Here is a 26,765-nt window from a genome sequence, read left to right on the forward strand (position 1 = left end):
AATGGGAAGAATTCGATACGGCTTTATCTTTTTTACCCCAATTGTTCAATGTCTTTAGCGATCCTATTTTTTTCGCTGGCGGTTTTGGTAAGTTTTAGTGCGGTTTGCAAATGGTTTAGAGCTATTTGTTTATTCACATCTGTATAAAGGTGTCCCAGTAAAACATGATATAAATGATTATCGGTGAGCTTTAGCTTCTCGGCTTCAATGATAGCCTCCTGTTTGCCGCGGGCCTTATATAAGGCATAGGTACGGTTTAAGGCTGCAGCAGGTGAGTAGGTAATTTGTAGCAGGCGGTTATAAAGTTGTAAAATGCCCTCCCATTTTTGGGCGGTATCATCCTTAACCGTATGCCAGTAGGCTATTGCGGCTTCTAAATGGTATTTGTTTATTTGGTTTCCCTTTGATGCAAGGTTGAGGTAGTGTTTGCCTTTTTCAATCAGCTCTTCATTCCAAAGATTGGTATCCTGGTCATCATAGCGAATCATTTCGCCCTGCTCATCTGTGCGGGCGTCAAAGCGCGATGAGTGGAAACACATGAGCGCCATCAAAGCGTTTGCTTCGGGCAGGTTGGTGGCCTCGTTTTCTATAAGCAAATAGGTAAGGCGCATAGCTTCCAGGCAAAGATCCTTGCGTAGCGTGGTATCCTGGCTGGTGGAATAGTACCCTTCGTTAAACAATAAATACAAGGTTGTTAAAACACTTTGTATTCTTGCACCTATCCCCGCCAATGCCGGAAACTCAATTTTAACCTTTTGTTCCCGCAGTTTTTCCTTCGCTCTGAATAAACGCTTGTTAATAGTTGCCCTGTTTGATAAAAAGGCATCGGCAATTTCATCTATCCCAAACCCGCAAAGGATGCGCAAGGCCAGGCCAATCTGTGCTTCGGGAGGCAATACCGGCTGGCAAATGGCAAACATCAACTGCAGCTGGCTGTCCCTGATATGCTTATCAGAAAGATCAATTTCAAAATCTATATAATCCTGCTGCGTGGATTGAAGTATAGGGGTGATTTTTTGGTTAAAGATCTTGTTTCGCCGTAAATGGTCCTTGGCCCTGTTGCGGGCTACCGCATAAAGCCAGGCTACCGGGTTATCGGGTAAGCCTTTGAGTCCCCAGGTTTCGGCGGCACTCAAAAAAGTTTCGCTGGCAATATCCTCGGCTATCTCCGGGTATTCAAAGCCAAAATGCTTGTACAGCACCGATACTATTTTTCGGTATTCGGTGCGGAATAGATGGGGCAGCAGCTCTGTTTTGTTCATCACAATAAAAATGCCACCTCCTGCAACAGAAGGTGGCTCAATTATTTTACATATTCATCGGTACAATCTGGCGCACTTCTACATTGCCGCCAACACGCAGAATTGGGCAGCCTTTTGATATTTCTGTAGCCTCTTCCAAGGAATCGGCCCTGATGATGGAATAACCACCTATCAATTCTTTAATTTCAACATAAGGGCCATTGGTAACTACTTCGCCCGGCCTTACAACAGAACCGGTACCACCATACAGGCGGTTTCCATTGCTAACCAGTTTGTTTTGCGCTGCAATGCCGCCCAGCCAGTCCATCCATTGTTTCATGGTATTTTGCATTTGCTCTGGCGAAGGCGCTTCTGCACCTGGTGTTTCAACTTGTCTGAAAATCAATAAGAACTCGTTCATGATGTGTTAAATTTAGTGATTAAAACCATAAGACGATTGGTTTTTGCCGAATAGGACAATGCCTGTAAAAAAATATTAAAACAGGCAATTCCCTGTTCAAGATACATCAAATTTGTAATTGATAAATCTTTTGATTTAAATGTAGCATTTTAAAAAAGCCTGTATCTAAACGGGCATAAGCAACAGTGTATGTCGTTCGAGGAAATCTACGATACTTATTATAATAAAATATTCCGCGTATGTATGGGGTACATGAATGATCATGAGCGGGCCCGGGATGTTACGCAGGAAACTTTTATTGTGGTATGGCAAAAGCTGGGGCAGTTTCGTAACGAATCGGCTATTGGTACCTGGATCTTCCGGATCGCATCAAACTATTGCCTCCGCCAGCTGGAAAAACAAAACCGGATGCCCTTTGGCGAAATGCCTGTTGACCTGGAAGATAAACCACCACCAGACATCGAAAGCCAGGTGCAGCTGCTGTACAAATGCATAGCCGAACTGCCAGAGATCGACCGCATTATTATTTCGCTGGAGCTGGAAGATATTAAGCAAGCCGAAATAGCCAGTATTACCGGCCTCTCAGAAACCAATATCAGGGTAAAAGTTTACAGGATTAAGGAAAAACTATCTCAAAAATTCAAAAGATATGAGCAGCAATATTGATTTTAAAGCCCTTTGGCAGCAGCAGCCCGATGCCGCAAAGCCCGATATAAATACGGTGATCAGCAAAGCGATGGATTTGAAGCGCAAAACCAGGAGTAAATTAATATGGAGTAACCTTACGTTGGCGGTAATCAGTATTATCGTAATTATGGTTGGCATTAATTTAAATACCCATGTACTTACCACTAAAGCAGGTATAATCCTGATCATTTTTCCCATCATTTCTTTTGCTTTAATAAATAGTGGTTTGTACCTCAATATGTTTAAAAGTCACCCGGATGCTGATACATTCACTTATTTGGCCGAATTGGTTGCTATACAAAAGAAGCAACGTTTTATTCAAACCAAGGTGCTGAACCTATACTTTTTGTTTTTGGGGGCAGGGCTGTTATTGTATATGATTGAATTTGTTAAAAAGATAGGTGTTTTATGGGGAAGTGTGGCTTACATATGTCCGCTTGCAGCATTAGTATTTGTTTATTTTTATATAAGCCCAAAGGAATTTAGAAGGCAACAAGCCGAAATGAATGCGGCTATAGAAAAATTACAGGCTATTAATGATCAGTTGGTGACCACTAGGGGAATGGAATAGTTTTAAACATGATAATCGATATAGATGCTAATTGTGGGCATGGGTTTGAAACAAATTCAATAGCTTTACATCTAAATACCATGGAAGGTCAAAAAATAACTCAGGCAATAGCAACTTTATTTAAAGGGATTGATGACCGTGATTGGCCGTTGGGGTTAAGCGTATTGGCAAAAGATGTTTTTCTGGATTATTCGTCGATGAACAATACAGAGCCATCTGTATATAATCACGAACAGGTAATTCATGCCTGGGAATCCTTTTTAACTGGATTTGACAAAACCGAACACCAACTTTCGGAATTTAAAGTGCAGCTTCATGACAAGGAGGCCGATGTGTTTTATGTTGGTAAAGCCGATCATTTTATTGGTGATGAAGTTTGGACAACCATTGGCACCTACAATACCAAACTGGAGAAACAAAACGGTAAATGGTTAATTGTTTATCACCAAATAAACCATGACAGGCAAAGTGGTAATACCAGCCTGGCAAAGCTGGCTCATCAAAATATATTAGCAAGGCGTAATAAGTAGTAATTTATCAGCGGTGAGCTGTTGAAAATGCCCTGATACCGGTCAGCATTACGCCGAGGCATCTTTTAAAATGACCAACCTTTTAGTTTACCGGTTTTACTGAAATATTAACCCATGAAACATCACCACTATAAAGCTACTATCAACTGGACGGGTAACACGGGTGAAGGAACAAAAGATTATCGCTCTTACGAGCGTAGTCATATCATTAGCAGCACGGGTAAGCAGGATATTTTAGGTTCATCAGACCCGGCTTTCAGGGGAGATAAATCCCGCTATAGTCCCGAGGATCTGTTGCTTTCATCCGTATCTGCCTGCCACATGTTGTGGTACCTGCATCTTTGCACTACAGCCGGTATAGTAGTTACAGCTTATGAAGATAGGGCAGAAGGCACCATGGCAGAAACCAACGATGGCGGCGGTTATTTTACCCGGGTAATACTAAAACCCTTGATTACGCTGAAGGATGCTGCTATGCAAACCAAAGCGGATGAGCTGCATCATGAGGCTAATAAATTGTGCTTTATTGCCAACTCGGTAAAGTTTGAGATTTTGCATGAGGCGGAGTATAGGATGGAAGATGACTTGTCCTGACGTAGTTTAACTCAATGAAAGATATTCCTGTACATCTGCTAAAAGAACGTGCCACATCTGGCCTGGAGATTGCTCGTTTCCTGGAAGGGGATATGCCTAAGGATGATGAGCCGATTGGTGCGCACAGGGACGATCACTATATATTTTTTGTTTTAGAGGGTGGTTCAGCATCATTGATGATCGATTTTCATGAAATTGAATTTCAGTCCGCTAATCTTTATTATGTGTTGCCGGGGCAGGTGCATCACCGGATCAAAAATGATGGTGCTTTTGGTTGGTTTATAGCCATAGATACCATGCTGATATCAACCGATTACCGAACTATTTTCGAGAACCAGTTGTTGTTACAGCAACCATTTAGCTTAAACGATACACAGGCGCGTCATTGCAAAAGCCTGTTAAGCCTTCTTTATGAAAAGTATCGGGAGGATGATCAGGGTACATTTTATCTGTCTGTAGTCCACTCGTTACTGCAATCTTTTTTGGGGATTGCTGCCGTATGTTATAGCCAAACTGGTAATGAACGCTTAGCACTTTCGCGCCCGGCACAATTGGCCCAGCAATTTAAAAAGCTCTTGGTTGAGCATGTGCGCGAGTTGAAAAGTCCATCGGCTTATGCCGTAAAACTGCATGTATCAGAAAGCTACCTGAACGAAGCGTTAAAAAAAGCGACGGGCTTTTCTGTAAGCTATTGGATCCGGCAGGAAATTATATTGGAGGCCAAACGTTTGCTGTACTATAGCCAGTTGAATGTTAAAGAAATTGCCCATGTGCTGGGGTATGAAGACCATGCCTATTTTTCGAGGTTTTTTAAAAAAGCGGAAGGCATCACGCCTTTGGCTTTCAGGGCCGATTACCGTAAATAGTCCAATCATTACCGGAGGTATGCCATTTTATTTAGTATAAATAGCCCCTTTCTTTGTGTTAATAAAATTAACACACCATGGAAACATCTACTCTTAACAAAATTAAACAACGAGCCGGTAAACTGTTTGAAAGCAAATTGCAAACCGGAAACGTGCTTGAGGTTAGGTATTGGGAACCCTGTACTATGATAGAAATAGACCTGCACCTGCCACAAATAGATATGGCCGAATGGAGCGAGATTCCCTATATAAAATTTAAAGTGGATATGCTCACCTTTAGAGACTACACGCCATCTGGCTGGGATGCAGAAACCCATACCTGCACCATTTATGTTGATGCTGCGCATAATGGGCCGGGCAGCAACTGGGCCAGGCAATTAAAAAAGGATGATACGGTAAGCTATCTTAAAGCGGGAACAACAAATCAGAGCCCGGTTGGCACATCGGCGGCCATCGTTGCCTTAGGCGACGAAAGCAGTATGGGGCATTTATTGGCCCTACAAAAAATGGTACTGCCCCATACGCGTTTTTCGGGCGGGGTAGTGATCGGCAACGAGCATCACCGCAAATTGTTTAATGAATATTTTTGGACACCTATTGAGCCTGTGCCCCGCCGTGATGTTTACGGCCACCACAGCCTTATAGAGTGGGTGCTTGATCAGCGTTACAGTCTTGATAATACCGTTTTTTATTTGGCGGGTAACAATACCATGGTAGCCCAGTTGCGCAAAATGCTCAAAAGTCAGGGCTATCCTTCGGGCCAAATTAAGGTACAGGGTTTCTGGGGTTAAGTTTAAAAAAACTAACGGTAAAGACTTGTAAGGTAATTTGCAATCCGTAGGCCTACAGGTTACCTAAGGGATTCCACATATTGGGATTGCCTCTTATGAAGGTTAGGTACTCAATAACTTCCTCAATTTCGGTTACACTTAGGGTATTTTCGCCTGCTGTATATGAAAATACGTTGGCAGGCTGTTCAAAAGCAACGAAGCCTAAGTAATCAGGATCGGTAATTTTATCCATGTGCAAAATATCCTCCTTGCTGAAGCTTTGTTTCACGTCGCCTTTAGCCCGGTCAATAAATAAACTATAGGTATAGCTTATTACCGGGTGTCCATTCAGGTGTGCTTCGGTATCAGGAATAGCCATTAAATGACGGTGGCTTTTCAGCGTAAAGAAGAGCGGTTTCATAATTGGATAATGAAAGTTAACAATTTATTTTCTAATAGCCTGATCTATATCGACTTTTATTTTAGTGTTGCGTGATTAATAGGGCAACTGTCGCAATTGCACCCTCAAAATGTCTGGTATTACCATTGTAGTTTGAGGTAATCATTCCTAAATTCGGTTACAAAAAAGAAATTAAATATGGAAAGTTCAAGTAATCAGGATGATACCAATGCCGAACGCATCAATATTATTGAAACCACAAAAATGATTTATGCCAGACATGCGCACCTTGAGGGTTCAAAATTTGTAATGTTAAAAATGAGTAAGTCAAGTTTTAACGACGTTGATTTGAGTAATTTAAAAATTGTAAATGCCAATTTAAGCGATCTTGAAATTGAAGGAGCACAATTGGGCGGGGCTTATTTACACAATATTGGTATGCCACCTAAAGGGCATCCCGCTTATGATGAAAATGCAAAACAGCGCCCCCTGCGCTTTGAGGATTGCGACCTGGAAGCCAGCACAATAACCAATTGCAACCTTAAAAATGTGGCCATAACTGATTGCAATACTGAAGGCATGACCATTAATGGTATTTTGGTTGATGATATGCTAAAAAGTTACAGGCAATAAAATTATTAATAATAAATATGGTACTATGTATTGTATAGTACTGTGTTTTGTATTAGCTTTGTGATGACATTGATTACCAACAATTAGCATCATGAAAAAAATACACCTTTTAATTGCTTTGGCGGGCTTAATAACCCTGGCAACAGCCTGCCGCTTTGGCGGAAGACATACCACCATTGTAGAGAACAGCAATGGCACAAGCGTGAAAATTGAATACCGTGGGCAAACCTATTTTACCGAAGATGGAAAGGGTATCAAAAGTATTTCGCCACATGGATCGGTAAAATTTAGTCATAATAGTGACGATTTGGTAGCAGAAAACGATAACGGCCGGATCATTTATGAAATAAACGGTGGCGGTAAAAAAACTCACCTTGATGATGATGATAAGGCTTTTTTAGCCAGGGCTGTTAAGGAAATGATTAAAAGGGGGCATAATACCGATGGGAGGTAACGCTCAATTGAATTGGTCCCTGGATCCCAATAAAAAGCCAGTGATTGATGAAAATAGATCGTCATTGCCTACCCATGACGTTTTTTTACAAAAAAACTTTTTGTCATCCTGAACGCAGTGAAGGATCTATTATTCGCCATGCTTTTTCGCCCTGTAAATCTGCGAATAGATCCTTCACTGCGTTCAGGATGACAAGTCTTTTAAACGTCAATTCTTTTTCAGAGTTCACGGATTTTGCCACTCGCGATGGCATGCAAATATGTGTTAATGAGTCAAATTTGGACAGCTTCTTAAATTAATGGTTATTTGAAAACCCTGCAATCGGGTGTTTTCAAGGCCAAAACAACCACCCTTCGTTGCAACCAGGGGGAGATTAGAAAGTAATAGATTCTATTACAACTGATATAAATCAGCCTATGTAGGTGTATTTAATACACTTCTGTAGCTTACCGTATCAGAACAATATTTCGATGTGATTTATAATTGTACAACTAACTGATTATGAGTGTGTTTTTTGTGCAATTTACTTGGTATTAAACCGTATTATTTAACTAACAAGTAATTATAAATCAATTATTTATATCTTTTTTTATTGCTTTATTCAAATTAACTTTCTTAATTTGGGATATCGGAACCGCCCTCCTGATTGGCGACGTTGCACCGGTGAACCAATTAAAATACACCATGAATAAAAAAGCAATATTTACCTGTTTTATAGCCGGTGGTTTACTGCCTGCTCAGCTGGTAAATGCCCAGGTAAAAGCGCCATTCTCTACTAAAAATAAGAATGTAAAAGTTATTGTTTCTGATAATGAAGCTGGTGTTAAATTTAAAAATACCGAAACATTAAAGTTTACAGATAGCCCTCAACCCGGCGAAACAGAGGTTTCTGTGTTTGTTGATCCGGCAAAATCATTTCAAACCATGCTTGGTATTGGTGGCGCGTTAACTGATGCATCTGCCGAAACTTTTTACAAGCTACCTAAAGACAAACAAAAAGAGCTTTTAACGGCCTATTACGACAAACAAAAAGGTATTGGCTATACCTTGGCCCGTACCAATATCCAGAGCTGCGATTTTTCGAGCGAAAGCTATAGCTATATAAAGGAGGGCGATGCCGCGCTGAAAACCTTTAACATCGGGCATGACAGGGCTTACCGAATTCCTTTTATAAAAGCCGCGATGGTCGCTGCAGGCGGTAAACTTACTTTATTTGTATCGCCATGGAGCCCGCCCGCGTTTATGAAAGATAATAACAGTCTTTTACACGGCGGTAAGCTTTTGCCAAAGTACTATCAAAGCTGGGCTAATTTTTATGGCAAATTTATAAGGGCTTATGAAAATGAAGGTATCCCGGTATGGGGGCTCTCGGTACAAAACGAGCCTATGGCTTCACAAACCTGGGAATCATGTAAATATACCGCCGAAGAGGAACGTGATTTTGTGAAGAATTTTTTAGGCCCAACATTACAAAAGCAAGGGCTGGCCAACAAAAAGTTAATTGTTTGGGATCATAACCGCGATTTACTTTACCAGCGGGCAAGCACTATCCTGGAAGACCCAGCCGCTGCAAAATACATCTGGGGCATAGGTTTTCACTGGTACGAAACATGGACAGGAGCAGGGCAGCAGTTTGATGCTGTAAGGCGCACACACGAAGCTTTTCCTGCCAAAAACCTAATTTTTACTGAAGGCTGCATCGAAAAATTTGATTTTAATAAAATTAACGATTGGTCGCTTGGTGAAACATATGGCCTGGCCATGATCAATGATTTTAATGGCGGTACAGTAGCCTGGACAGATTGGAACATCCTGCTGGATGAAAAGGGCGGACCAAACCACGTAGGCAACTTTTGCTTTGCACCTGTACATGCCGATTTACGTAATGGCAGCCTGATTTACACCAGCTCATACTATTACCTGGGCCATTTCAGCAAGTATATTCAATCTGGTGCCAGGCGTGTAGCAGCTGTAGCCAGTAGAGATAAGCTTTTAACTACAGCTTACCTAAACCCTAATGGCAAATTAGCCGTAATAGTAATGAATAAAACCGACGAGAAAATTGAATACAGTTTATGGATAAAAGGCAAAGCTGCTAAAACAACCAGCATGCCACACTCCATTGCTACCCTCATAGTAGAATAAAGACCTTTTTATAAATCAACTAAATCTCAGATGTATGGTGGATCATTTATGGTCCACCATTATCATTACCGGGTAATGGTCTGATGGTAATTTGGCCTCGTACTTTTTAGTTGTATCTGTCAATATCCCATACCTTTTGTCCGGAGGTGCAGATTCGTCTCTCTGAATTACTCAAACACCACAGTCTTGTTTTTAGAAACAAACACCCGATCTTCAAATATCAATTTTAAGGCTTTAGCTAATACCGATGTTTCAATTTCCTGGCCGGCCTTTACCATGGTTGCTGCAGTAAAGGAATGATTTACCGGGATGATTTGCTGGGCAATGATGGGACCTTCATCCAGCTCGTTTGATACAAAATGGGCTGTAGCGCCTATCAGCTTAACGCCGCGTTCAAAAGCCTTTCGGTAGGGATTAGCGCCAATAAAGGCAGGTAAAAAGGAGTGGTGAATATTGATTATCCGCATAGGGAATTTTGCCACAAAGGCCGGCGATAAAATGCGCATGTATTTGGCCAGTATCACATAATCCGGCGCATGTTGTTCAATGGTATCGCTTATTTTTTGTTCAAACTCTTCCTTGCTTGTTTGCTCATGCGAGATATGGTAAAAAGGCATATCGAAACGTTCGCAAATGTTTTGCAGGGTGGCATGGTTGCCAATTACGCATTGAACGGTTGCCCCAAGCGTTTTAAAATAATTACGAATAAGTATATCGGCAAGGCAATGGTACTCTTTGGTTACCAGCACAACCACTTTTTTATAGGGGATAGGGTTAACCGAAATAATAGCGCCGGCTGGTAAAATTTCTTTAAGTTTTTGTTCAAGATTTTCATTGTTCCCATCTTCAACTTCCAGGCGCATAAAAAATATGTCCTCGCTTTTATCAACATGTTCACGCATCGAAACGATGTTCAATTGGTATTTTGCTAATATGGCCGATATGGAAGCAACAAGGCCCACCTGGTCTTTACACTGGATAACAATAATCATGCTTTAATGATACAAAGAATTTTGTTGAAATTAATGATTAAGTAAATATTTCAAATATTTATAACCCCTTGTATCATAGTGATAAGTGCCTCCGTAATGTTCTATGTAACCTGATATGATGAAATACTTTACCCTTGTAATTGCCGCGCTTTTATTGTGCGGTGTGAGTTCCTGTCATAAAAATGGCTCGCCGGGCCCTGCATCTACATCAATAGTTGGCAGGTGGCGTTGGGTAAAATCTGTTGGTGGCATAGCCGGAATGACTGCAACACCGGCAAGTAATGGTTATAACTTAACCCAGGTTTACGATGCAAATAGCACTTTTAAATTGTACAAAAATGACTCGCTTGAATTGCAAAGCAAGTATTCAATCATCAGGAATTTTAAATATCAAACGCAAACCATTGATCTTTTGAAGATTGGTGATGATGAATCAAACAGGGCGGATTTTACCGTCAGGAATGATACACTATATGCATCAAATATGTTGTTTATAAGCGATGGTTTTAGCTCCGTATACGTGAGGGTTAAATAAAATTTAATAAGCCGTTTTAAAAGTCATCCCGTAAGGCCTTTAGCTTAGTTCGGGTCCCGCAGGCAAGGTGAAAGATTGCCTTGCAAGCGGGATGCAGGGTTGGCAGAAATGCCAACCCTGCATGACTTTATTTTTTATCCCCATCCGGCACAAAGTTTACTTCCTGCCCGGCATCAAACACTACATATGCCCGTCGCCAGGGTTCATCGTCTATCAGCTTCCATTGATGGGCTGTACCGGTTGTATCGGTGGCTATCAGTATTTCACCCGGCCGTAAAATGAAAGTTTCGCCGTGGCGGGTTTCAAATTGCAATGTGCCCGATAGATTAATCACATATTGGTTGGCAGGAGCGTTGTGCCAGTCATAAAACGAATGCGGCGGCGATTCCTGGAACCTGATGGTTGAAGCCTGGTTAAAAATCATTTCGGTTACTGTTCCTGCTTGCACATGGGAGTGCCCGTCATCACCGGTATATAGTTTATAAGCTTTTATCATTTTTATTTACTTATTGCAATGGTTGCTAAGCTAATATATTTATGATTTTTAACTTTGGTGTTTGCATAATGCGTTTGTAATAATTTAAGCTAAAACTTATTGCTATTTTATTGGTTTCATAAAACTATGACCCCGCCTGTAACCAGAAAATTCCAGTTTTTTCCATTCCTGGTCAGTTTATTAATTACACTGGCAATAGGTATAGTTGCTGCATTGTTTACCCGGCCCCAAATTGCCGGCTGGTACAGTGTGCTTAAAAAGCCATCATTTAACCCGCCACCCTGGCTTTTTGCCCCGGTATGGATAGTGATTTATTTTATGATAGCCACAGCCGCTTACCTGGTTTGGAAACACCGTAGCCGCAAACCTGCCTTTAAAATAACCCGTACTATTTACTTTGCACAGTTGAGCCTTAACTTTTTATGGTCGATAGTGTTTTTTGGCTTGCACCAGGTATTTGGAGCCCTGATCATCATTGTATTGCTGTGGATAAGTATTGTTTTAAATATTAACTGGTTTAATAAATACAATAAGGTTGCAGGGAAGCTGCTTTGGCCCTATTTGCTGTGGGTAAGTTTTGCCGGTGTACTTAACGCGAGTATTTATTTACTAAACAGATAGTACAAAAAAACACTATTTTTATTGCGAACATTTTAACACTTGGTTTATTAACAGATGAAAAAAATATTGCTTTTATTGTGCCTTGTTGCTGCTTCACACAGCTTTGTTTTTGCGGATGCGATAGCCATAAATCATTTTGTAGTTAAAGAAAACCCTTTCGGGACAGACCAGGTGGCTATTATAGCTACAGACACGGCCGGGGTAACACAGGAGAACGTAAACGGCCGGTTCACCTTTATTATGAACGGCTTTGAGTACCAGTTAAAGTTTGAAAAGGGGGTTGCCTTTTACAGGCAAAAGATAGATCGCTCCACCTTTTTATATGCCAAGCATGTTAACGAAAGTGGCACCCATGGCATACTGTATTATATTTACAAGCACGATAGTAAATTAAGCCCTATTCATATCAGTATTATGTTCCTGATCGCTATCCCGCTAATCTTGATATTGCTGGCTTATATGTTTAAGCGGTTCATCATTATAGCGGTTATCATATTCTGCATATTCCTGTATTTTAATTACCATAATGGCTTAAGCATGCACACCTTTTTTGAAAGCGCTGTTGATGGCTTAAAGGGGTTATTTTAGCGGGGAGAGCTTAATGCAAAGGGCTCAAAATCCCTAACTATCAAAATCGCTAATTAAAAAGGCAATCCTATGCCAAAATTTAGCTGCATAAAATTATAGGTATCACCTGCATTATTGTTTGAATAAGCCGTTTTAAATGCCCCTGTATGGAAAAGTTCGTTCGGGTGCTTGAGCAGTACCCATTGGTCGGTTCCGTTAAACTGAGGGTCTTTAAATTTAAATGCTGCATCAAGCCTGAAAATAAAGAATCCAAGGTCGAACCGTAAACCTGTACCAATACCAACCGCGGTTGATTGTAAAACGTTATCAAGCCTGAATTCGCCATTCGGGCTTTCGGCTTTTTTGCCCAGTCTCCAAACGTTGCCGGCATCCACAAAAACAGCACCTTTGAGTTTTGCACCAAAAAAGTTATCTGCCAGCTTATAACGATATTCGGCATTGGCTACTATCTTTATTTCGCCAAACTGATCAAGGTATTTTAAGCGGGCAAATGATGTTGGGTCATCCTTGTAAGCAGTGGCCCTGTTAAACTGCCCGGGGCCAAGCGTGCGCGGCAGCCACGCGCGCATATCATTAGCGCCACCAGTGTAAAAGTTTTTTTCAAATATTAACTCATTGCTATTACCATAGGGCACGCCAATACCCGGATTAATGCGAAACACAAACTGCCGTTCGCCGCCCAGTGTTCGGTAAATGCGAAAGTCGATTTCTGTTTTGGTGTATTGAGAAAATGTATATCCTAAAATTTTACGCTGCCCAAGTGTATCTCTCGGGGTGTTAAAGGTGTTACCCAACAGACTCAGGAAGTTACCTCCAATATCCAGGCTTCCACGGAAATAATTAAAATTACTGTAGGAGTTTAATTCAATGGCATTATATTGAAATGTGTACTGGCTACCGGTTGTAAACACAGTGCGGCCAATTAGTTTTACATAGGCAAACCTATCATGCGCCAACAAGGTATCACGCGCGGCCGGGTCAATTACCCCTTTTGAAAATTCGATATTTATAGGCGTAACCGTATGCAGTTTGCGGCCGGTTTCGTAAAAATCGTAACTAATGGAGTTAACAAAACTTTGGCGGGTTACCAATCCCTTTTGGTAAAACAGGGAGTAGTTGGTAGAAAACGTGGTATGTGGTACACCATATTTACCCAGTAATGCAAAATTGAAAGGGGATATGATGCGTGGAAATATCAAATTTGCACCTGCCCTAAATTCCTGGTTCTGGATATTGGCGCTGCTGGCTGTATTTGTGCCATTATCAAACAAAATACTCCAGTTAAGTTTTAGCTGTAATATAGCGGCCTGCATAAACAGGTTACGGTTTGTAAACGTATTGCCTATATTGTATCCATAGCGGCCGTTTGCAAACAGAAACTCGCCTTCTACCCGGTCTGAGTAGTGTTTAAGTGGTATAATATCAATTTTTGTATTTAAGCGGTGGGTACTATCGGGAAGTTTTTCATAAGTAGGATTGGGTACATTTCTGAAAACATTTAACTCCGATAGGCGGGTGGTTGTTAGGGTTTGTTTATCAATATCGAATAGCTGCCCCTTTTTTTGATAAGTGTAATCAACAACTACACGTGGCTTAAAACGATGTGAATAATCAACAAACCTGAATTGAGAATCAACCTGTATAGTATCGGCCTTACCAACTGTTCTGCCATTACTTGCTGATATGGTTACAAGCGTATTATTAATTTTATAAACAGGGTGCTCTGTTTTACCTGCGGGGTTATCTATCATCATTTTAATATCAACTACGCTGCTGTTAAAAGTGGAGTCGTAATTAAAATTGATGTATTGCCTGTAAAAATCAAAATAACCATTGCGTTTCATGAGCAGGTAAAGCTCATCACGGTCATGTGCTAAGCTATCGGTATCAAACCGGGCACCAGGTTGTATGTGTGATATTTTATTGCGGTTTGCAAAGTAAATATTTTTGATATTTTTATCAGGAATGCTGTCTTCAATCTTACGGATATGAAACATTGGGCCTTCGTGCGCGGTAAAAATCAGCTCGGCGCGCCGTTTTTTAATCACAATAGTGTCAGTTACCCTTGCTTTCAAATAGCCGCGATTCTGGATATATTTTTCTATCTGGAAGCGCGAATATTCAACTAAGTTACTATCAAGTATGGCAGGAGCTTCGCCAATATTGCGTTTGCCGTTGTTGCTAAACCAGTAATAAAATTGAAGATTGAGTTTGTTGTTGGGTTGTTGCTCTTTATCAACGTAATTTAAAGCTACTTCTTCAAATTCTTCATCGATGCCTTTTATGGTGATTTTACGCACCAGTGCCTGATCTTTTTTTATTCCGCGGGTAACACTGCAGCCCGACCAAATAATGAGCAGCAAAATACTTAATATTGTAAGGCGGTAACCAGCAGGTTTTATATATGCTTTCAAAATCACAAATCAGTTTATTAACATCCTTACAACATAAAAAATTTAGAAGGGAACATGGCTTTTTCCTGGTTGAGGGTTATAAATCAGTAATTGAATTTATAAGCTCAGGCTACCAGGTGGATAGCATATACCATACCCCCGCAATTGCTCCAAAAATGCTGAATTTATCCCGAAAAATAAACTTTCAGGAGATTTCAATGAAGGATATCGAAAAAATCAGCACATTGAAAACCCCGCAAGATGTAATTGGTTTGATTAAAATACCAATATGGGCAACATTAAATTATAACAGACTGAAGCAAAAGTTTTCCCTGGTGCTTGATAGCATCCAGGATCCGGGTAATATGGGTACCATTATACGTACTGCCGATTGGTTTGGCATTACTGATATTATATGCAGCGAGGATACAGTGGATGTGTACAACCCTAAGGTGGTACAGGCTACCATGGGCTCATTGGCGCGCGTGAATGTGCATTACGCCAACCTGGAAGAGGTTTTACCGCAAGCAGGTTTGCCTATATTTGGGGCAATGCTTGATGGTGAAAATATTTATAACAGTAATTTTGGCACCGAAGGATTGTTAATTATGGGTAACGAAGGTAATGGAATAAGCCCTGCTATTGAACGGTTGATTACTACTAAAATAACCATCCCACGGGCTGGAAAGGCCGAATCATTGAACGTGGCAATAGCGACAGCCATACTCTGTTCTGAAATAAAAAGAAATTCAATGAAATAAATATTGGCTGGCATTAAATTAATTACTATTTTTGCAATCCTTAAAAAGAAGGTCGGGTGGCCGAGTGGCTAGGCAGAGGTCTGCAAAACCTTTTACAGCGGTTCGAATCCGCTCCCGACCTCAAGGGTATTAAAAACATTTAAAATAACAACACCATGGGCGTTACACGTTTAAAAAGAAAAGATAGAAAAAATAAAACTACTTCACGTTTAGAAGTACAGTTTTTGAAGTTGGCTACTAACCTTGAGTACGGAAGCCGTTCTGCTGAGTCAAAACACAGCCAGATAGCAAAAAACAATGCAGTTTTAGCTATTGCCTTAGGTAAGTAATTTGTTTTAGAGCGTTAAATCGCTTCAGAAAAATCTTATAAATCCTGCTGGTTTCAGAAACCGGCGGGATTTTTTTGTGCCCGAAAATTGTCTGAATCAGAATTTTCAGAATTTTAGAATTAGCAGAATCCTATATTTCTGTTACTTGAAAGTATCTCTAATACGCCATACTTTGCGCATGTACGACGCAATCTGCCAGGCATCTTCAAGGCTGACGCCAATTGAACTCCAATAATAAATAGTCCACTCATGTATGTTGAAGTTTCTCGTCAAAAGAGGCATGACTTTTTCCCAATAAAACTTTAATTTTTCTGACGATTGTTGATCATTAATTGCCTGTATGATCATTGTCATCAAGGTGAACTTAATATCTTCATCGTCTACTGCCGGATAATAATCTAAATACTTTTGAATGGATTTTGAGTCGGCAACTTCATATGGCCAATCTTGCATTAGATTATTATATGGTAGATCAAATATTTTGCTTAGTGCTAAGCAAGAATCACCAGTCCAATAGCGTTCCTTAGGTTTTGTTTTGATCCTCTTATTTCCCATTAAATATTTGCTTCAGACCGATTTATCACCAGTTTATCAAGTAGCAATTTTTAAAATTCTAAGATTCTGTTAATTCATAAATTCTGAAAATTCTGATTCAGAAGCTTCTTATTTATCCTCCCAATCAATCCAGGGCCTTCATAAATAAACCCGGTATACAGCTGCACCAGTGATGCGCCGGCGTTTAGTTTCTCAATAGCGTCGTCTGCAGAGTGAATACCACCTACTCCTATTATTGGGAATGAGCCGTTTGATTTTTTATGGATGTAGCTGATTACTTCGGTTGAGCGTTTGGTAAGCGGTTTGCCGCTCAATCCACCCATTTCTGATTTTAAATTATCGGCAGAAGTTAGGTTTTCACGGCTGATGGTGGTATTGGTGGCTATAATGCCCGCTATGCCGGTTTGCTGTACAATGTCAACAATGTCATCTAGTTGGGAATCGGTTAGGTCTGGTGCTATTTTTAATAGGATGGGGCGGCTGATACCATTTTTTGAATTGCGTTTTTGCAGCGTGTTCAGCAATTGCATCAGCGGTTCTTTTTCCTGTAGTTCGCGCAGGCCAGGTGTATTTGGCGAGCTCACGTTTACCACAAAATAATCAACCACATCAAACAGCCGGTCAAAGCATTTGATATAATCGCTTACCGCTTCTTCGTTTGGAGTTACCTTGTTTTTGCCAATGTTGCCACCAATGATCAGGTTTTTTTGTGCTCCTTTGGCATTTTTGCGAAAAGTGGCTATTCTTTCGGCAGCTACATCAACACCAAAGTTGTTGAAGCCCATCCGGTTAATAAGGGCGCCATCTGCCGGCAGGCGGAACATCCGTGGTTGTGGATTGCCGGGCTGGGGCAGGGGGGTAACCGTCCCTATTTCTACAAATCCGAAACCGAGGTTGGTCATTTCGCCCATGAGTTCGGCATTTTTATCAAAGCCGGCAGCAAGGCCAACCGGATTTTTAAATTTCAGGCCGAAGACTTCTTTTTCCAGTCGCGGGTTATTTACATCCCATATAGCCCTGCTTAAAGCGGCGCCACCCGGAAAACGGTTAAAGCGCTTTAAGTTGCGGGTTACAAAATAATGTACTTTTTCTGGATCGAACTGGAAAAGGATGGGTTTTAATAAAAAATACATGGTGCGAAGTTAGCACTTTACTCATGCTGTGTAAACCAGAATTTTATGAAAATTAATCTATGGATGATATTAATCATCCAAAAACTTGTAAAAATTTTAAGAAAGTTAAAAAAAGCCGTATAAATCTGTAAATTCGGAAATCAATATCGATCTGTTAAAACCATTTATGAATAATATATTTAAACGTAACCGACGTGATTTTTTAAAAACGGCATCAGTGGGTACTATTGCTGCTATGGGCCTACCTCAGATAGTTTCGGCCGCACTGGCTACAGAGAAACCATCGAAGAAAATAAGCTTCAATGCTGGTGATGTGATCCTTTTTCAGGGTGATTCTATTACCGACTGGGGGCGCGATCATAATAGCACCGAATTTAATACCACCAGCGCCTTAGGTTCGGGTTACGCGCTGATCACCGCATCGCAGCTATTGCTTAACCACGCTGATAAAAACCTGAAAATTTATAACAAAGGCATCAGTGGTAACAAAGTATACCAGCTGGCCGAACGCTGGGATGCCGATTGCCTGGCGCTTAAACCCAACGTGTTGAGTATTCACATTGGTGTAAATGATTTTTGGCATACACTTACCAATGGTTATACAGGTACTATTGATAATTATATTGCCGACTATAAAAAACTGATTGATCGTACTAAAGCGGCCCTGCCGGATATTAAACTGGTGATCTGCGAACCCTTTGCACAAAAAGGAGTAAAGGCGGTTGACGATAAATGGTATCCAACGTTTGACCTGTTCCGGAAAGCAGCCAAAGACATTGCCGAGCAATACGATGCGGTTTTTGTGCCCTATCAATCGGCATTTGATAAAGCGGAGAAAATTGCGCCAGCCACCTACTGGAACCGCGACGGCGTACACCCCAGCGTAGCCGGCGAAGCCCTAATGGCGCAAACATGGCTTAAAGCGGTGGGAGCATAATTTGGATTAAGGATGTAAAGAGCAAGGAGCAAGGATAGAAAAGACCTTTATTTGGTCTTTGTTCGTTGCTCCATTCATCCTTAATCTTTTGTCCTTTGTCCTTGCTCCTTTGTCCTTTCAGCTTTGCACGTAAAAGCGTATCTTTGCGCCCAAATGATTGCGATAAATAACCTTACGTTTGAGATTGGTGCGCGGGCCCTTTACGATGAAGCCAACTGGCATATAAAACCCGGTGAAAAAATTGGCTTAATAGGTGCCAATGGAACTGGTAAAACTACCCTCTTGAAAATTATTGTAGGCGACTATAAACCTACATCGGGCACCATATCAATGGCTAAGGACCTTACTATGGGTTACCTTAACCAGGATTTGCTGTCATACTCATCTGATAAAAGTATTGTGCATGTGGCTATGGAGGCTTTTGAGCGCCAAAACCAACTGCATGATGAAATAGAAGTACTGCTTCAAAAACTGGAAACCGACTACACAGAAGATCTTTTGCACAAGCTTAGCGATAAGCAGCATGAGTTTGAACTGCTTGATGGTTACAATATTGAATACAAGGCACACGAAATTTTAGCGGGTTTAGGTTTTAGCGAGGCAGATTGTCAGCGCAAACTAAGCACTTTCTCCGGAGGGTGGCGTATGCGTGTGATGCTGGCCAAGATCTTATTACAGGCGCCTGATATCCTGTTACTGGATGAGCCTACCAATCACCTTGACTTACCTTCCATCCAATGGCTGGAAGATTATTTGAAGGCATTTAACGGAGCTATCATCATTGTATCGCACGATAGGTGGTTTTTGGATAAAGTAATTAACCGTACAGTTGAATCCCGTAAAGGTAAACTGAACGTGTATGCGGGTAACTATACCTTCTACCTGGAAGAAAAAGCATTACGTGCCGAAATTCAGCGTGGCGAGTTTAAAAACCAGCAGTCAAAAATAAAACAGGAGGAGCGTTTAATTGAACGTTTCCGTGCTAAGGCATCTAAAGCAAAAATGGCGCAGTCACGTATCAAAATGCTTGATAAAATGGAGCGCGTTGATGATGTGGATGATGATAACCCAGAGGTTAACTTCAGCTTCAAATTTAGCAGGCAATCTGGTCGCCACGTAACTACTTTGGAGCATATCACCAAAAAATACCCGGCTATTGATATTTTAAATGATGCCGAAGCTATTATTGAAAAAGGTGATAAAATTGCGCTGATAGGAGCCAACGGTAAAGGTAAATCTACCTTGCTGCGTATTGTGGCAGGTGCTGATAAAGAGTTTGAAGGTACAGCTGTAACAGGCCATAACGTTACCCAAACCTTTTTTGCACAGCATCAGTTAGAGAGCCTGCACCTGGAACACCAGATATTACAGGAACTACAATCATTCGCCCCAAAACATACGGATACTGAGCTGCGCTCAATATTAGGTTCCTTTTTGTTTACCGGGGATGATGTGTTTAAAAAGATCAAAGTACTATCAGGTGGTGAAAAATCTCGCGTGGCGCTGGCAAAGGCCCTTACCGCCGATGCTAACTTTTTAGTACTGGATGAGCCCACCAACCACTTGGATATGGCATCTGTTAACATATTGATACAGGCATTGCAACAGTATGAAGGTACTGTTATTGTAGTATCTCACGATAGGTATTTCCTGGATAATGTGGCTAATAAGATTTGGTTCATTGAAGACCAGAAAATTAAACAATACCCTGGCACTTACGCCGAGTATGATGAGTGGAATGCTAAACGCAAATTAGAGCCTAAAGCCGCAGCCCCTGCCCCTCAACCTAAAAAGGAAGAGAAAAAGCCGGAGCCGGTTAAGCAGCCACAAGGCGAAAACAAGCACCAGCAGTTAAAAAAACTAAACCAGGACCTGGCTAAAATGGAAGAGCAAATTGCCGGGCTTGATAAAACAGTAAAGGAACTGGAAGCCAAATTGGCTGACACAAAAATTTATAACGACAGCCAAAAGCTGAAGGAAACCAATGCCGCCTATAACCAAAAGCAAGCTGAGTTGAAGCAGATCCAACAAAAATGGGAAACCTTAGCCGAGCAGATTTTGGAATTGGAAGCGTAAAAACTCCATATTAAAAAAAACATGTCATTGCGAGGCACGAAGCAATCGCGAACGGTGCATAGTCGATTTGTAAAGTTCGCGATTGCCACGCTGCGCTCGCAATGACATAGTTTTAAAGTAAAACATATCTATGAAACCCGTCATTGCGAGGCACGAAGCAATCCCCAATTTTACAGGGCAACCTTATAAGGCCGCTTTGCATATTGGGGATTGCTTCGTGCCTCGCAATGACGGGCGGTGGGATGTCATGGTGAGCCCGTCGAACCATAGCGGGCAAAGGCCTCTCCGCGCGAGTCTTCGACAGGCTCAGACTGACAGGCCTTTTTGGGGCTGTGTATCATGCCAACATCACTTCCACTTTAACGTTTCGCGAAATTTTACAACTCGCAATGACGCATTGTTTTCTAAATCAATAATCCTATTCCTGCTTGTCCTTGTCTCCTTCAAATCCTTCGCCCAAGCTCCCTACGATAACAATATTTACAACCCCGCCATTAAAAGCGTGGAGTTTAACGGTACAGGTAAGCAGCCATTCCCGGTAATTAACCTGGGCTCAGATGAAAAGGTGTTGCTGGCTTTTGATGATCTGCGTGGTGGCAGTCGTAATTATTACTATACTATTGAGCATTGCGATGCTAAATGGAACTCATCCAACCTATCACCTGCCGAATACCTGCAAAGTTTCCAGGACGATCGCTTGTATAACTACAGCTACTCGACCGGTACCTTTCAAAAATATACCCATTACGAACAGCTGATCCCTAATGATAACATCGCCCCCAAAATAAGCGGTAATTATATATTGAAAGTTTATGAGGATGGCGACCAATCAAAAATGGTGCTTACCCGCCGCTTATATGTTGTTGGCAAAAAAGTTTCTATCGCTGCCAACACTATAGCATCCCCCAATACACAAACGCGGCAAACCAACCAAAAGTTAAATTTTACGGTTGATTACGGAAGTTTGCAAATTCAAAACCCAACCCGCGAGATTCGTACACTGGTTATGCAGAATGCGCGTACCTCTACCGGTATTTTAAATATCCAGCCAACCAATATCCAGGGCTCCTCATTGATCTATAATGATGTAGCCATTAATGATTTTCCCGGCCGTAATGAGTTCAGGTTGTTTGATATGCGTACGTTAAAGCTTAATTCGCAGCGTGTAGCCAAAATATATAAGGATACGGCAAACATCGTAGTATTATTGGGCGACCCCATTCGCGATAGTCCCGATTATGTTTTATATTATGATAACAACGGCAAATTCTTTATCCTGAACCAGGATGGCCGGGACCCGCGCACCGATGCAGATTACGCGCATGTGTATTTCAGTCTTGCTGCCAATAAACTGGCAGGTGAGGGTATGCCATACATTGTAGGCATGTTTAACGATTATAAACTGGACGAACATAGCCGACTTACCCGCGATGAAAACGGCAGGTATTACATCAATCTGCTGTTAAAACAGGGAGTTTACGATTACGAATATGTTTGGGTTGATAAAAATAATAACGCCGACGATGTGCCTTTGGAAGGCAGCCATTTTGAAACCGAGAATGATTATCAGCTATTGGTATATTACCGGCCGCCCGCTGCCCGCTGGGATGAGTTGGTTGGCTTTAGTATGATTAATACGGTGAAGAAGTAAAAGAAAGGTCAATTTCCCTATTGTTCAATAATCATGTCATCATAGTAATTCTACCATTGTCAATAATCATGTCATTGCGAGGCACGAAGCAATCGCGAACTGTGCAGATTTCCTATGTAATGGTTTCTTTTTATATTTTTAGTATAAAATAACCTGAGCATTAACGCGCATGAAAATACATCAATACTATGTTTACATTTTAACCAATAAGGCAAATTCAGTGTTATACGTTGGTGTTACAAATGATTTGGTGAGCCGGGTATCTCAGCATAAACAAAAATTATTCAAAGGCTTTTCAGCTACATACAACTGCAATAAATTGGTTCATTACGAGGAGTTTCAGTGGATAGACGATGCTATTGCAAGAGAAAAGCAATTGAAAGCAGGCTCAAGACAGAAGAAAATTGATATAATAACCGTTAACAATCTGTCATGGAGTGATTTGAGTAATGGCTGGTACGATTAAAATGTTGGTGTGTGATCTTATGGTATTTTGAGGTTATAACGAAATAGACACAATAGGTATGGTGGATTTGCAAAGACTCACCCTGTACAGTTCGCGATTGCCACGCTGCGCTCGCAATGACATAGGATTGCCCTTTTTGAAAGTTCACGTTGTACAGTTCGCGGCTGCCACGCTGCGCTCGCAATTGACATAAGGTTAATCCTTTTTGAAAGTTTACTTTGTACAGTTCGCGATTGCCACGCTGCGCTCGCAATGACATGGGGTTAATCCTTACATGTATCATCCTTAAATAAATTCGGCATCACATTGGGTTCGTACTATATTATTTATAATTTAGTGTCGTAAATACAATTAATCCTAAATTCATTTATGATTTCTCTAAAACTCAATGCAAAGGCTGTAAAATCATACGGTCTATTGCTTATTACGCTGTTTTTTTGTGCCGGTAGTTTTGCCCAGCAAGGTCGCCAAACTATTGATTTTGATAAGGGCTGGCGCTTTAATTTGGGGGACGTGCCCCATGCCGAAAATCCGGCGACGAGTGATAGCAAATGGCGCTCGCTTAGTCTGCCGCATGATTGGAGCGTTGAAGGTAAATTTAGCAAGGATAACCCTGCAACGCCCGAAGGTGGTGCATTACCGGGTGGCATAGGCTGGTACCGCAAAACATTTACAGTTCCCACTTCATCAAAAGGGAAACTGGTTTATATTGATTTTGATGGCGTTTATCAGAAGAGTGATGTTTGGGTAAACGGACACCACCTTGGTTTCAGGCCTAATGGCTATATCTCGTTCAGGTATGAGCTTACCCCTTATTTAAACTTTGGCGGTAATAACGTGATAGCCGTTAAGGTTGATAACTCTGTTCAGCCAAATTCGCGCTGGTATTCAGGCTCTGGTATTTACAGGAATGTGTGGTTGGTTACTACCAATAAGGTTGCTATTAACCATTGGGGAACTTATGTTACCACAACAGATGTAAGTGATGCATCAGCAAAAGTAAATTTGAAGGTGCAGGTTAAAAATGCTTCCGCATCGTCATCAGTAACAGTGAAAACTACGCTTTATGATGCTGCGGGTAAAGTGATTGCTGCAGGTGGGGCTATTTCATCAAAAGAGCAATTAAAGGATACTGTATTTGAAACAGAAGCAACACTGACAGTTAAAAATCCACAATTGTGGAGCGTTGATAAGCCTTATTTATACAAAGCAGTTACGCAAGTGTTATCAGGCAAAACCGTTATTGATACATATAATACTCCTGTAGGTATCCGCTATTTCAACTTCGATGTTGATAAAGGTTTTAGCCTGAACGGCAAAGCGATGAAGATTTTAGGCGTATGTGATCACCACGATCTGGGTAGCCTTGGCGCTACTATTAATACCCGCGCGTTGGAGCGTCAGCTGCAAATTTTAAAAGCGATGGGCTGTAATGGTATCCGTACCTCGCACAACCCTCCGGCTCCTGAGTTGCTTGATCTGTGCGATAAAATGGGTTTTATTGTGATGGATGAGGCTTTTGATACCTGGGAATGGGCAAAAGCTAAATACGATTATCACCTGTTTTTTAAAGAGTGGCATAAACGCGATCTGGAAGACCAGATCCTTCGCGATCGTAACCATCCCAGTGTAATGATCTGGAGTATCGGTAACGAAATAGGGCAGCAAAGCGATACTTCTGCTTTAAGGATAGCGCCGCAACTTACAGCAATTGTACATAGCCTTGATAAAACCCGCCCTATTACCAGTGCCAATAATAACCCCGATAAAAACAACAAGATCATAGCATCAGGTGCTATAGATTTGGTTGGTTACAATTATCACGAGGGGGAATATGCCGGTTTTCATGACAGATACCCCGGTAAAAAATTCATCGCTACAGAAACTACTTCGGGCTTAGAAACCCGCGGTTATTATGAAATGCCATCGGATAGCATCCGCGTATGGCCCGAGAGCTGGGATAAACCTTTTGTAAGGGAAGGCAACAACGTATCGGCCTATGATAATGTGCGACCACCATGGGGATCAACCCACGAGATGACCTGGAAGGTGATGAAGAAATACGATTTTTTATCGGGCATGTTCATCTGGACTGGATTTGACTATTTAGGCGAACCAACCCCATACAGCTGGCCATCGCGCAGCTCATACTTTGGTATTGTTGACCTGGCTGGTTTTCCTAAGGATGTGTACTATATGTACCAAAGCGAGTGGACAAATAAAGATGTACTGCACATTTTTCCGCATTGGAACTGGACACCAGGCAAAATGATTGATATCTGGGCCTATTACAACAATGCTGATGAGGTTGAACTTTTCCTGAATGATAAATCATTAGGCATTAAAAAGAAAACCGGCGATGACCTGCACATTATGTGGCGTGTAAAATATGAGCCGGGCACATTAAAAGCGGTATCGCGTAAAAATGGCAAAGTGGTTTTAACCCGCCTTATCCATACCGCCGGCGAACCAGCCAAAATTGAGCTATCGGCAGATCGTAAACTGATTAAAGCTGGTGGCAAAGATATGTCATTTATTACCGTGAGGATTTTGGATAAGGATGGCAATGTGGTGCCTGATGCTGATAACCTGGTTAACTTCAAGATCAACGGCGAAGCCTTTATAGCCAGCGTTGACAACGGCGACCCGGTTAGTCACGATTCATTTAAGGTATCGTACCGTAAAGCGTTTCATGGCCTGGCATTGGCTATAGTACAAACAAAGGAAAAAGCAGGGAGCATTACATTTACTGCAACTTCCAAAGGCTTGCAAAACGCATCACTTGTTTTAACAAGCAAGTAAACCGTTCTTTCTCCTCAGGGTCGCTCAATAGGGCCCTGAGGTTTTAAATCTCCGTCGCAATTACCAAAGCATCGTTTTTTTAGTCGAAATGATCCTGCACCGTCAGGGTCATTTTTTTAAGAGAGCCTTAGGCCACAAAAGCTTAACGCCTTGTATCGCACAACATTGCTGTTTATCATCCCTTTGTTACAATTGATTAAAAAGTAAAAAAAGATAAACGACAAAATGTAGATTAGTATAATTAATGTTTTGCAATGATACAAATCCCTAAAGACCTGCTCGATCATCATGTCCATATCAGGTTACGTCTGTCGGACATGTATGCTATTATCATTGATAAAAAGCAACCATTCCGTTGCGACGATACCCTGCAAACCGCGCATTGCCTGGAGGTAATTTTAACAGGCGCTATTGATGTACGGTATGGCAGCCATGTGCAGCACCTGGCGGCCGGCGATGTACAATTCAGGCGGCGGGGCAATTATCAGCTGTTTCCGTCTGATGATTATACCAGTCTGCTTATTTTTATGGAGAATGAGTTTGTTGATTACTTTTTAGATAGCCATGTGCCCGAGTTCAGGCACGAAAAACAGGGTGCCGATTTGCCGCCCTTCACCTTCAAAACATCCGAATTTATACAGGCCAATATCACCCAGGTGATGCAGCATATTTTACACCCGCAAGATTACTCGCGCTGCATCGTTAAATTCGCGGCCCACCAGGTACTGCTGCAGATCTTGTCGGGCGACCGGTCGAAAACTTTTGTATCGTTTTTAAAAGACCTGGTAAGCAACAAAAAGGTTGACCTGGCTTACTTTATGGAAACCAACTTTAACCGCCAGTTATCTATACAGGACATGGCCAAGCTTACCGGCCGCAGCGTGAGCGCGTTTAAAAAGGAATTTACCGATAGTTTTAACACCACGCCCGTGAAATGGCAGTTAAACCGAAGGTTGGAGTATGCCGAGTACCAGTTAAAGCACTCGCACGACCCGGTTTCGCTGGTGGCTTATAGCAGCGGGTTCGAAAACATCTCGCATTTTTCAAAAGTGTATAAGCAAAGGTTTGGCGCCTCGCCCAAAAGCGCGCGGAACGAACCGGTGTTATAAAAACAAACA

The 26,765-nt window shown here is 41.5% G+C and carries 28 protein-coding genes and 1 tRNA gene; 21 read left to right on the plus strand and 8 right to left on the minus strand.

Going from position 1 to position 26,765, the window contains the following annotated elements; all coding sequences use genetic code 11:
* Nucleotides 1-32: 32 nt before the first annotated feature.
* Both AC1DYB_RS05025 and AC1DYB_RS05030 read right to left on the minus strand, forming a co-directional pair.
* Entirely contained in the window at nt 33-1,262 is a 1,230-nt protein-coding gene (locus tag AC1DYB_RS05025; RefSeq protein WP_477432997.1) for an RNA polymerase sigma factor, read from the minus strand.
* A 46-nt stretch (nt 1,263-1,308) separates the two neighbouring features.
* Nucleotides 1,309-1,662, minus strand: coding sequence for a YciI family protein (locus tag AC1DYB_RS05030; RefSeq protein WP_295720167.1), 354 nt, complete (start codon nt 1,660-1,662; stop codon nt 1,309-1,311).
* A gap of 189 nt (nt 1,663-1,851) precedes the next feature.
* Between AC1DYB_RS05030 and AC1DYB_RS05035 the strand changes: the two genes are divergently transcribed.
* The 6 genes from AC1DYB_RS05035 to AC1DYB_RS05060 all read left to right on the plus strand — a co-directional run bounded on the left by AC1DYB_RS05035 (nt 1,852) and on the right by AC1DYB_RS05060 (nt 5,701).
* Nucleotides 1,852-2,328 (plus strand): RNA polymerase sigma factor, encoded by a 477-nt coding sequence (locus AC1DYB_RS05035; protein WP_477432999.1) that lies wholly within the window; start codon nt 1,852-1,854, stop codon nt 2,326-2,328.
* Nucleotides 2,312-2,920, plus strand: coding sequence for a hypothetical protein (locus AC1DYB_RS05040; RefSeq protein ID WP_477433001.1), 609 nt, complete (start codon nt 2,312-2,314; stop codon nt 2,918-2,920). The genes AC1DYB_RS05035 and AC1DYB_RS05040 overlap by 17 nt, the downstream gene beginning before the upstream one ends.
* 8 nt (nt 2,921-2,928) lie before the next feature.
* On the plus strand, nt 2,929-3,450 hold the full coding sequence (locus tag AC1DYB_RS05045; RefSeq protein WP_477433003.1) for a nuclear transport factor 2 family protein: 522 nt from the start codon (nt 2,929-2,931) through the stop codon (nt 3,448-3,450).
* 114 nt (nt 3,451-3,564) lie between these two features.
* Entirely contained in the window at nt 3,565-4,044 is a 480-nt protein-coding gene (locus AC1DYB_RS05050) for an OsmC family protein (RefSeq protein ID WP_477433005.1), read from the plus strand.
* Nucleotides 4,045-4,058: 14 nt separating this feature from the next.
* Complete coding sequence (locus AC1DYB_RS05055) at nt 4,059-4,910, plus strand: helix-turn-helix domain-containing protein (protein WP_477433007.1); 852 nt, start codon at nt 4,059-4,061, stop codon at nt 4,908-4,910.
* A gap of 77 nt (nt 4,911-4,987) precedes the next feature.
* The gene (locus AC1DYB_RS05060; RefSeq protein ID WP_477433009.1) at nt 4,988-5,701 is read left to right on the plus strand and encodes an SIP domain-containing protein; all 714 of its coding nucleotides are present in this window, start codon (nt 4,988-4,990) and stop codon (nt 5,699-5,701) included.
* Between the two features lie 52 nt (nt 5,702-5,753).
* Here the strand turns inward: AC1DYB_RS05060 and AC1DYB_RS05065 are convergent, their stop codons facing one another.
* Nucleotides 5,754-6,101 carry a hypothetical protein gene (locus tag AC1DYB_RS05065; protein ID WP_295720186.1) on the minus strand — a complete coding sequence of 116 codons (348 nt, stop codon included), beginning with the start codon at nt 6,099-6,101 and terminating at the stop codon, nt 5,754-5,756.
* A 177-nt stretch (nt 6,102-6,278) separates the two neighbouring features.
* Between AC1DYB_RS05065 and AC1DYB_RS05070 the strand changes: the two genes are divergently transcribed.
* The 3 genes from AC1DYB_RS05070 to AC1DYB_RS05080 all read left to right on the plus strand — a co-directional run bounded on the left by AC1DYB_RS05070 (nt 6,279) and on the right by AC1DYB_RS05080 (nt 9,312).
* Entirely contained in the window at nt 6,279-6,713 is a 435-nt protein-coding gene (locus AC1DYB_RS05070; RefSeq protein WP_477433011.1) for a pentapeptide repeat-containing protein, read from the plus strand.
* Between the two features lie 91 nt (nt 6,714-6,804).
* The gene (locus AC1DYB_RS05075; RefSeq protein WP_295720194.1) at nt 6,805-7,167 is read left to right on the plus strand and encodes a hypothetical protein; all 363 of its coding nucleotides are present in this window, start codon (nt 6,805-6,807) and stop codon (nt 7,165-7,167) included.
* Nucleotides 7,168-7,851: 684 nt separating this feature from the next.
* Complete coding sequence (locus AC1DYB_RS05080; protein WP_477433013.1) at nt 7,852-9,312, plus strand: glycoside hydrolase family 30 protein; 1,461 nt, start codon at nt 7,852-7,854, stop codon at nt 9,310-9,312.
* A gap of 167 nt (nt 9,313-9,479) precedes the next feature.
* Here AC1DYB_RS05080 and purU read toward each other — a convergent pair whose 3' ends face one another.
* On the minus strand, nt 9,480-10,304 hold the full coding sequence (gene purU, locus AC1DYB_RS05085; protein WP_477433015.1) for a formyltetrahydrofolate deformylase: 825 nt from the start codon (nt 10,302-10,304) through the stop codon (nt 9,480-9,482).
* A 115-nt stretch (nt 10,305-10,419) separates the two neighbouring features.
* On the opposite strand from purU, the gene AC1DYB_RS05090 reads away from it, so the two are divergent.
* Nucleotides 10,420-10,839: a hypothetical protein gene (locus tag AC1DYB_RS05090; RefSeq protein ID WP_477433017.1), complete on the plus strand. Its 420-nt coding sequence runs from the start codon at nt 10,420-10,422 to the stop codon at nt 10,837-10,839.
* A gap of 127 nt (nt 10,840-10,966) precedes the next feature.
* Here the strand turns inward: AC1DYB_RS05090 and AC1DYB_RS05095 are convergent, their stop codons facing one another.
* Entirely contained in the window at nt 10,967-11,335 is a 369-nt protein-coding gene (locus AC1DYB_RS05095; protein ID WP_477391301.1) for a hypothetical protein, read from the minus strand.
* A 126-nt stretch (nt 11,336-11,461) separates the two neighbouring features.
* Between AC1DYB_RS05095 and AC1DYB_RS05100 the strand changes: the two genes are divergently transcribed.
* Together AC1DYB_RS05100 and AC1DYB_RS05105 are read left to right on the plus strand one after the other, a co-directional pair.
* Nucleotides 11,462-11,956, plus strand: coding sequence for a TspO/MBR family protein (locus tag AC1DYB_RS05100; protein ID WP_477433019.1), 495 nt, complete (start codon nt 11,462-11,464; stop codon nt 11,954-11,956).
* 54 nt (nt 11,957-12,010) lie between these two features.
* Nucleotides 12,011-12,544 carry a hypothetical protein gene (locus AC1DYB_RS05105; protein WP_477433021.1) on the plus strand — a complete coding sequence of 178 codons (534 nt, stop codon included), beginning with the start codon at nt 12,011-12,013 and terminating at the stop codon, nt 12,542-12,544.
* A 53-nt stretch (nt 12,545-12,597) separates the two neighbouring features.
* On the opposite strand, the gene tamL is transcribed toward AC1DYB_RS05105, so the two are convergent.
* Nucleotides 12,598-14,958 (minus strand): translocation and assembly module lipoprotein TamL, encoded by a 2,361-nt coding sequence (gene tamL / locus AC1DYB_RS05110; protein ID WP_477433023.1) that lies wholly within the window; start codon nt 14,956-14,958, stop codon nt 12,598-12,600.
* On the opposite strand from tamL, the gene AC1DYB_RS05115 reads away from it, so the two are divergent.
* The 3 genes from AC1DYB_RS05115 to AC1DYB_RS05125 all read left to right on the plus strand — a co-directional run bounded on the left by AC1DYB_RS05115 (nt 14,949) and on the right by AC1DYB_RS05125 (nt 16,027).
* On the plus strand, nt 14,949-15,698 hold the full coding sequence (locus AC1DYB_RS05115) for a TrmH family RNA methyltransferase (protein WP_477433025.1): 750 nt from the start codon (nt 14,949-14,951) through the stop codon (nt 15,696-15,698). The two genes, tamL and AC1DYB_RS05115, sit on opposite strands and share 10 nt — an antisense overlap.
* Nucleotides 15,699-15,748: 50 nt before the next feature.
* Nucleotides 15,749-15,819, plus strand: a tRNA-Cys gene (locus AC1DYB_RS05120).
* 34 nt (nt 15,820-15,853) lie between these two features.
* Nucleotides 15,854-16,027, plus strand: coding sequence for a spore protein (locus AC1DYB_RS05125; protein WP_295720213.1), 174 nt, complete (start codon nt 15,854-15,856; stop codon nt 16,025-16,027).
* Between the two features lie 141 nt (nt 16,028-16,168).
* Here the strand turns inward: AC1DYB_RS05125 and AC1DYB_RS05130 are convergent, their stop codons facing one another.
* A complete protein-coding gene (locus tag AC1DYB_RS05130) occupies nt 16,169-16,582 on the minus strand; it encodes a hypothetical protein (RefSeq protein ID WP_477433027.1) in 414 nt (137 codons plus the stop codon).
* A 74-nt stretch (nt 16,583-16,656) separates the two neighbouring features.
* Nucleotides 16,657-17,715, minus strand: a complete 1,059-nt coding sequence (locus AC1DYB_RS05135; RefSeq protein WP_477433029.1) for a quinone-dependent dihydroorotate dehydrogenase — start codon at nt 17,713-17,715, stop codon at nt 16,657-16,659.
* A 166-nt stretch (nt 17,716-17,881) separates the two neighbouring features.
* Here AC1DYB_RS05135 and AC1DYB_RS05140 point away from each other — a divergent pair, with 166 nt between their 5' ends.
* From AC1DYB_RS05140 to AC1DYB_RS05165, 6 genes are all read left to right on the plus strand, one after another.
* Complete coding sequence (locus tag AC1DYB_RS05140; protein WP_295720217.1) at nt 17,882-18,652, plus strand: SGNH/GDSL hydrolase family protein; 771 nt, start codon at nt 17,882-17,884, stop codon at nt 18,650-18,652.
* Nucleotides 18,653-18,805: 153 nt separating this feature from the next.
* Complete coding sequence (locus AC1DYB_RS05145) at nt 18,806-20,728, plus strand: ABC-F family ATP-binding cassette domain-containing protein (RefSeq protein WP_477433031.1); 1,923 nt, start codon at nt 18,806-18,808, stop codon at nt 20,726-20,728.
* 502 nt (nt 20,729-21,230) lie between these two features.
* Nucleotides 21,231-22,379, plus strand: coding sequence for a type IX secretion system plug protein (locus AC1DYB_RS05150; protein ID WP_477433033.1), 1,149 nt, complete (start codon nt 21,231-21,233; stop codon nt 22,377-22,379).
* A gap of 169 nt (nt 22,380-22,548) precedes the next feature.
* Nucleotides 22,549-22,845: a GIY-YIG nuclease family protein gene (locus tag AC1DYB_RS05155; RefSeq protein ID WP_477391292.1), complete on the plus strand. Its 297-nt coding sequence runs from the start codon at nt 22,549-22,551 to the stop codon at nt 22,843-22,845.
* Nucleotides 22,846-23,214: 369 nt separating this feature from the next.
* Nucleotides 23,215-25,647: a beta-galactosidase GalB gene (gene galB, locus AC1DYB_RS05160; RefSeq protein ID WP_477433035.1), complete on the plus strand. Its 2,433-nt coding sequence runs from the start codon at nt 23,215-23,217 to the stop codon at nt 25,645-25,647.
* A 254-nt stretch (nt 25,648-25,901) separates the two neighbouring features.
* Entirely contained in the window at nt 25,902-26,756 is an 855-nt protein-coding gene (locus tag AC1DYB_RS05165; RefSeq protein WP_477433037.1) for a helix-turn-helix transcriptional regulator, read from the plus strand.
* Nucleotides 26,757-26,765 lie beyond the last annotated feature (9 nt).

The sequence above is a fragment of the Mucilaginibacter sp. P2_A4 genome (genome assembly GCF_056405015.1).

Coding starts and splice junctions, on each gene's coding strand:
- AC1DYB_RS05035 (WP_477432999.1), top strand. CDS start 1,852: ATGTCGTTCGAGGAAATCTACGATACTTATTATAATAAAATATTCCGC.
- AC1DYB_RS05050 (WP_477433005.1), top strand. CDS start 3,565: ATGAAACATCACCACTATAAAGCTACTATCAACTGGACGGGTAACACG.
- AC1DYB_RS05130 (WP_477433027.1), bottom strand. CDS start 16,582: ATGGGAAATAAGAGGATCAAAACAAAACCTAAGGAACGCTATTGGACT.
- AC1DYB_RS05030 (WP_295720167.1), bottom strand. CDS start 1,662: ATGAACGAGTTCTTATTGATTTTCAGACAAGTTGAAACACCAGGTGCA.
- AC1DYB_RS05155 (WP_477391292.1), top strand. CDS start 22,549: ATGAAAATACATCAATACTATGTTTACATTTTAACCAATAAGGCAAAT.
- AC1DYB_RS05075 (WP_295720194.1), top strand. CDS start 6,805: ATGAAAAAAATACACCTTTTAATTGCTTTGGCGGGCTTAATAACCCTG.
- AC1DYB_RS05095 (WP_477391301.1), bottom strand. CDS start 11,335: ATGATAAAAGCTTATAAACTATATACCGGTGATGACGGGCACTCCCAT.
- AC1DYB_RS05055 (WP_477433007.1), top strand. CDS start 4,059: ATGAAAGATATTCCTGTACATCTGCTAAAAGAACGTGCCACATCTGGC.
- AC1DYB_RS05080 (WP_477433013.1), top strand. CDS start 7,852: ATGAATAAAAAAGCAATATTTACCTGTTTTATAGCCGGTGGTTTACTG.
- AC1DYB_RS05065 (WP_295720186.1), bottom strand. CDS start 6,101: ATGAAACCGCTCTTCTTTACGCTGAAAAGCCACCGTCATTTAATGGCT.
- AC1DYB_RS05105 (WP_477433021.1), top strand. CDS start 12,011: ATGAAAAAAATATTGCTTTTATTGTGCCTTGTTGCTGCTTCACACAGC.
- AC1DYB_RS05145 (WP_477433031.1), top strand. CDS start 18,806: ATGATTGCGATAAATAACCTTACGTTTGAGATTGGTGCGCGGGCCCTT.
- AC1DYB_RS05040 (WP_477433001.1), top strand. CDS start 2,312: ATGAGCAGCAATATTGATTTTAAAGCCCTTTGGCAGCAGCAGCCCGAT.
- AC1DYB_RS05100 (WP_477433019.1), top strand. CDS start 11,462: ATGACCCCGCCTGTAACCAGAAAATTCCAGTTTTTTCCATTCCTGGTC.
- AC1DYB_RS05070 (WP_477433011.1), top strand. CDS start 6,279: ATGGAAAGTTCAAGTAATCAGGATGATACCAATGCCGAACGCATCAAT.
- AC1DYB_RS05135 (WP_477433029.1), bottom strand. CDS start 17,715: ATGTATTTTTTATTAAAACCCATCCTTTTCCAGTTCGATCCAGAAAAA.
- AC1DYB_RS05090 (WP_477433017.1), top strand. CDS start 10,420: ATGATGAAATACTTTACCCTTGTAATTGCCGCGCTTTTATTGTGCGGT.
- AC1DYB_RS05115 (WP_477433025.1), top strand. CDS start 14,949: ATGCTTTCAAAATCACAAATCAGTTTATTAACATCCTTACAACATAAA.
- AC1DYB_RS05140 (WP_295720217.1), top strand. CDS start 17,882: ATGAATAATATATTTAAACGTAACCGACGTGATTTTTTAAAAACGGCA.
- purU (WP_477433015.1), bottom strand. CDS start 10,304: ATGATTATTGTTATCCAGTGTAAAGACCAGGTGGGCCTTGTTGCTTCC.
- AC1DYB_RS05045 (WP_477433003.1), top strand. CDS start 2,929: ATGATAATCGATATAGATGCTAATTGTGGGCATGGGTTTGAAACAAAT.
- AC1DYB_RS05060 (WP_477433009.1), top strand. CDS start 4,988: ATGGAAACATCTACTCTTAACAAAATTAAACAACGAGCCGGTAAACTG.
- AC1DYB_RS05125 (WP_295720213.1), top strand. CDS start 15,854: ATGGGCGTTACACGTTTAAAAAGAAAAGATAGAAAAAATAAAACTACT.
- galB (WP_477433035.1), top strand. CDS start 23,215: ATGATTTCTCTAAAACTCAATGCAAAGGCTGTAAAATCATACGGTCTA.
- AC1DYB_RS05025 (WP_477432997.1), bottom strand. CDS start 1,262: ATGAACAAAACAGAGCTGCTGCCCCATCTATTCCGCACCGAATACCGA.
- AC1DYB_RS05165 (WP_477433037.1), top strand. CDS start 25,902: ATGATACAAATCCCTAAAGACCTGCTCGATCATCATGTCCATATCAGG.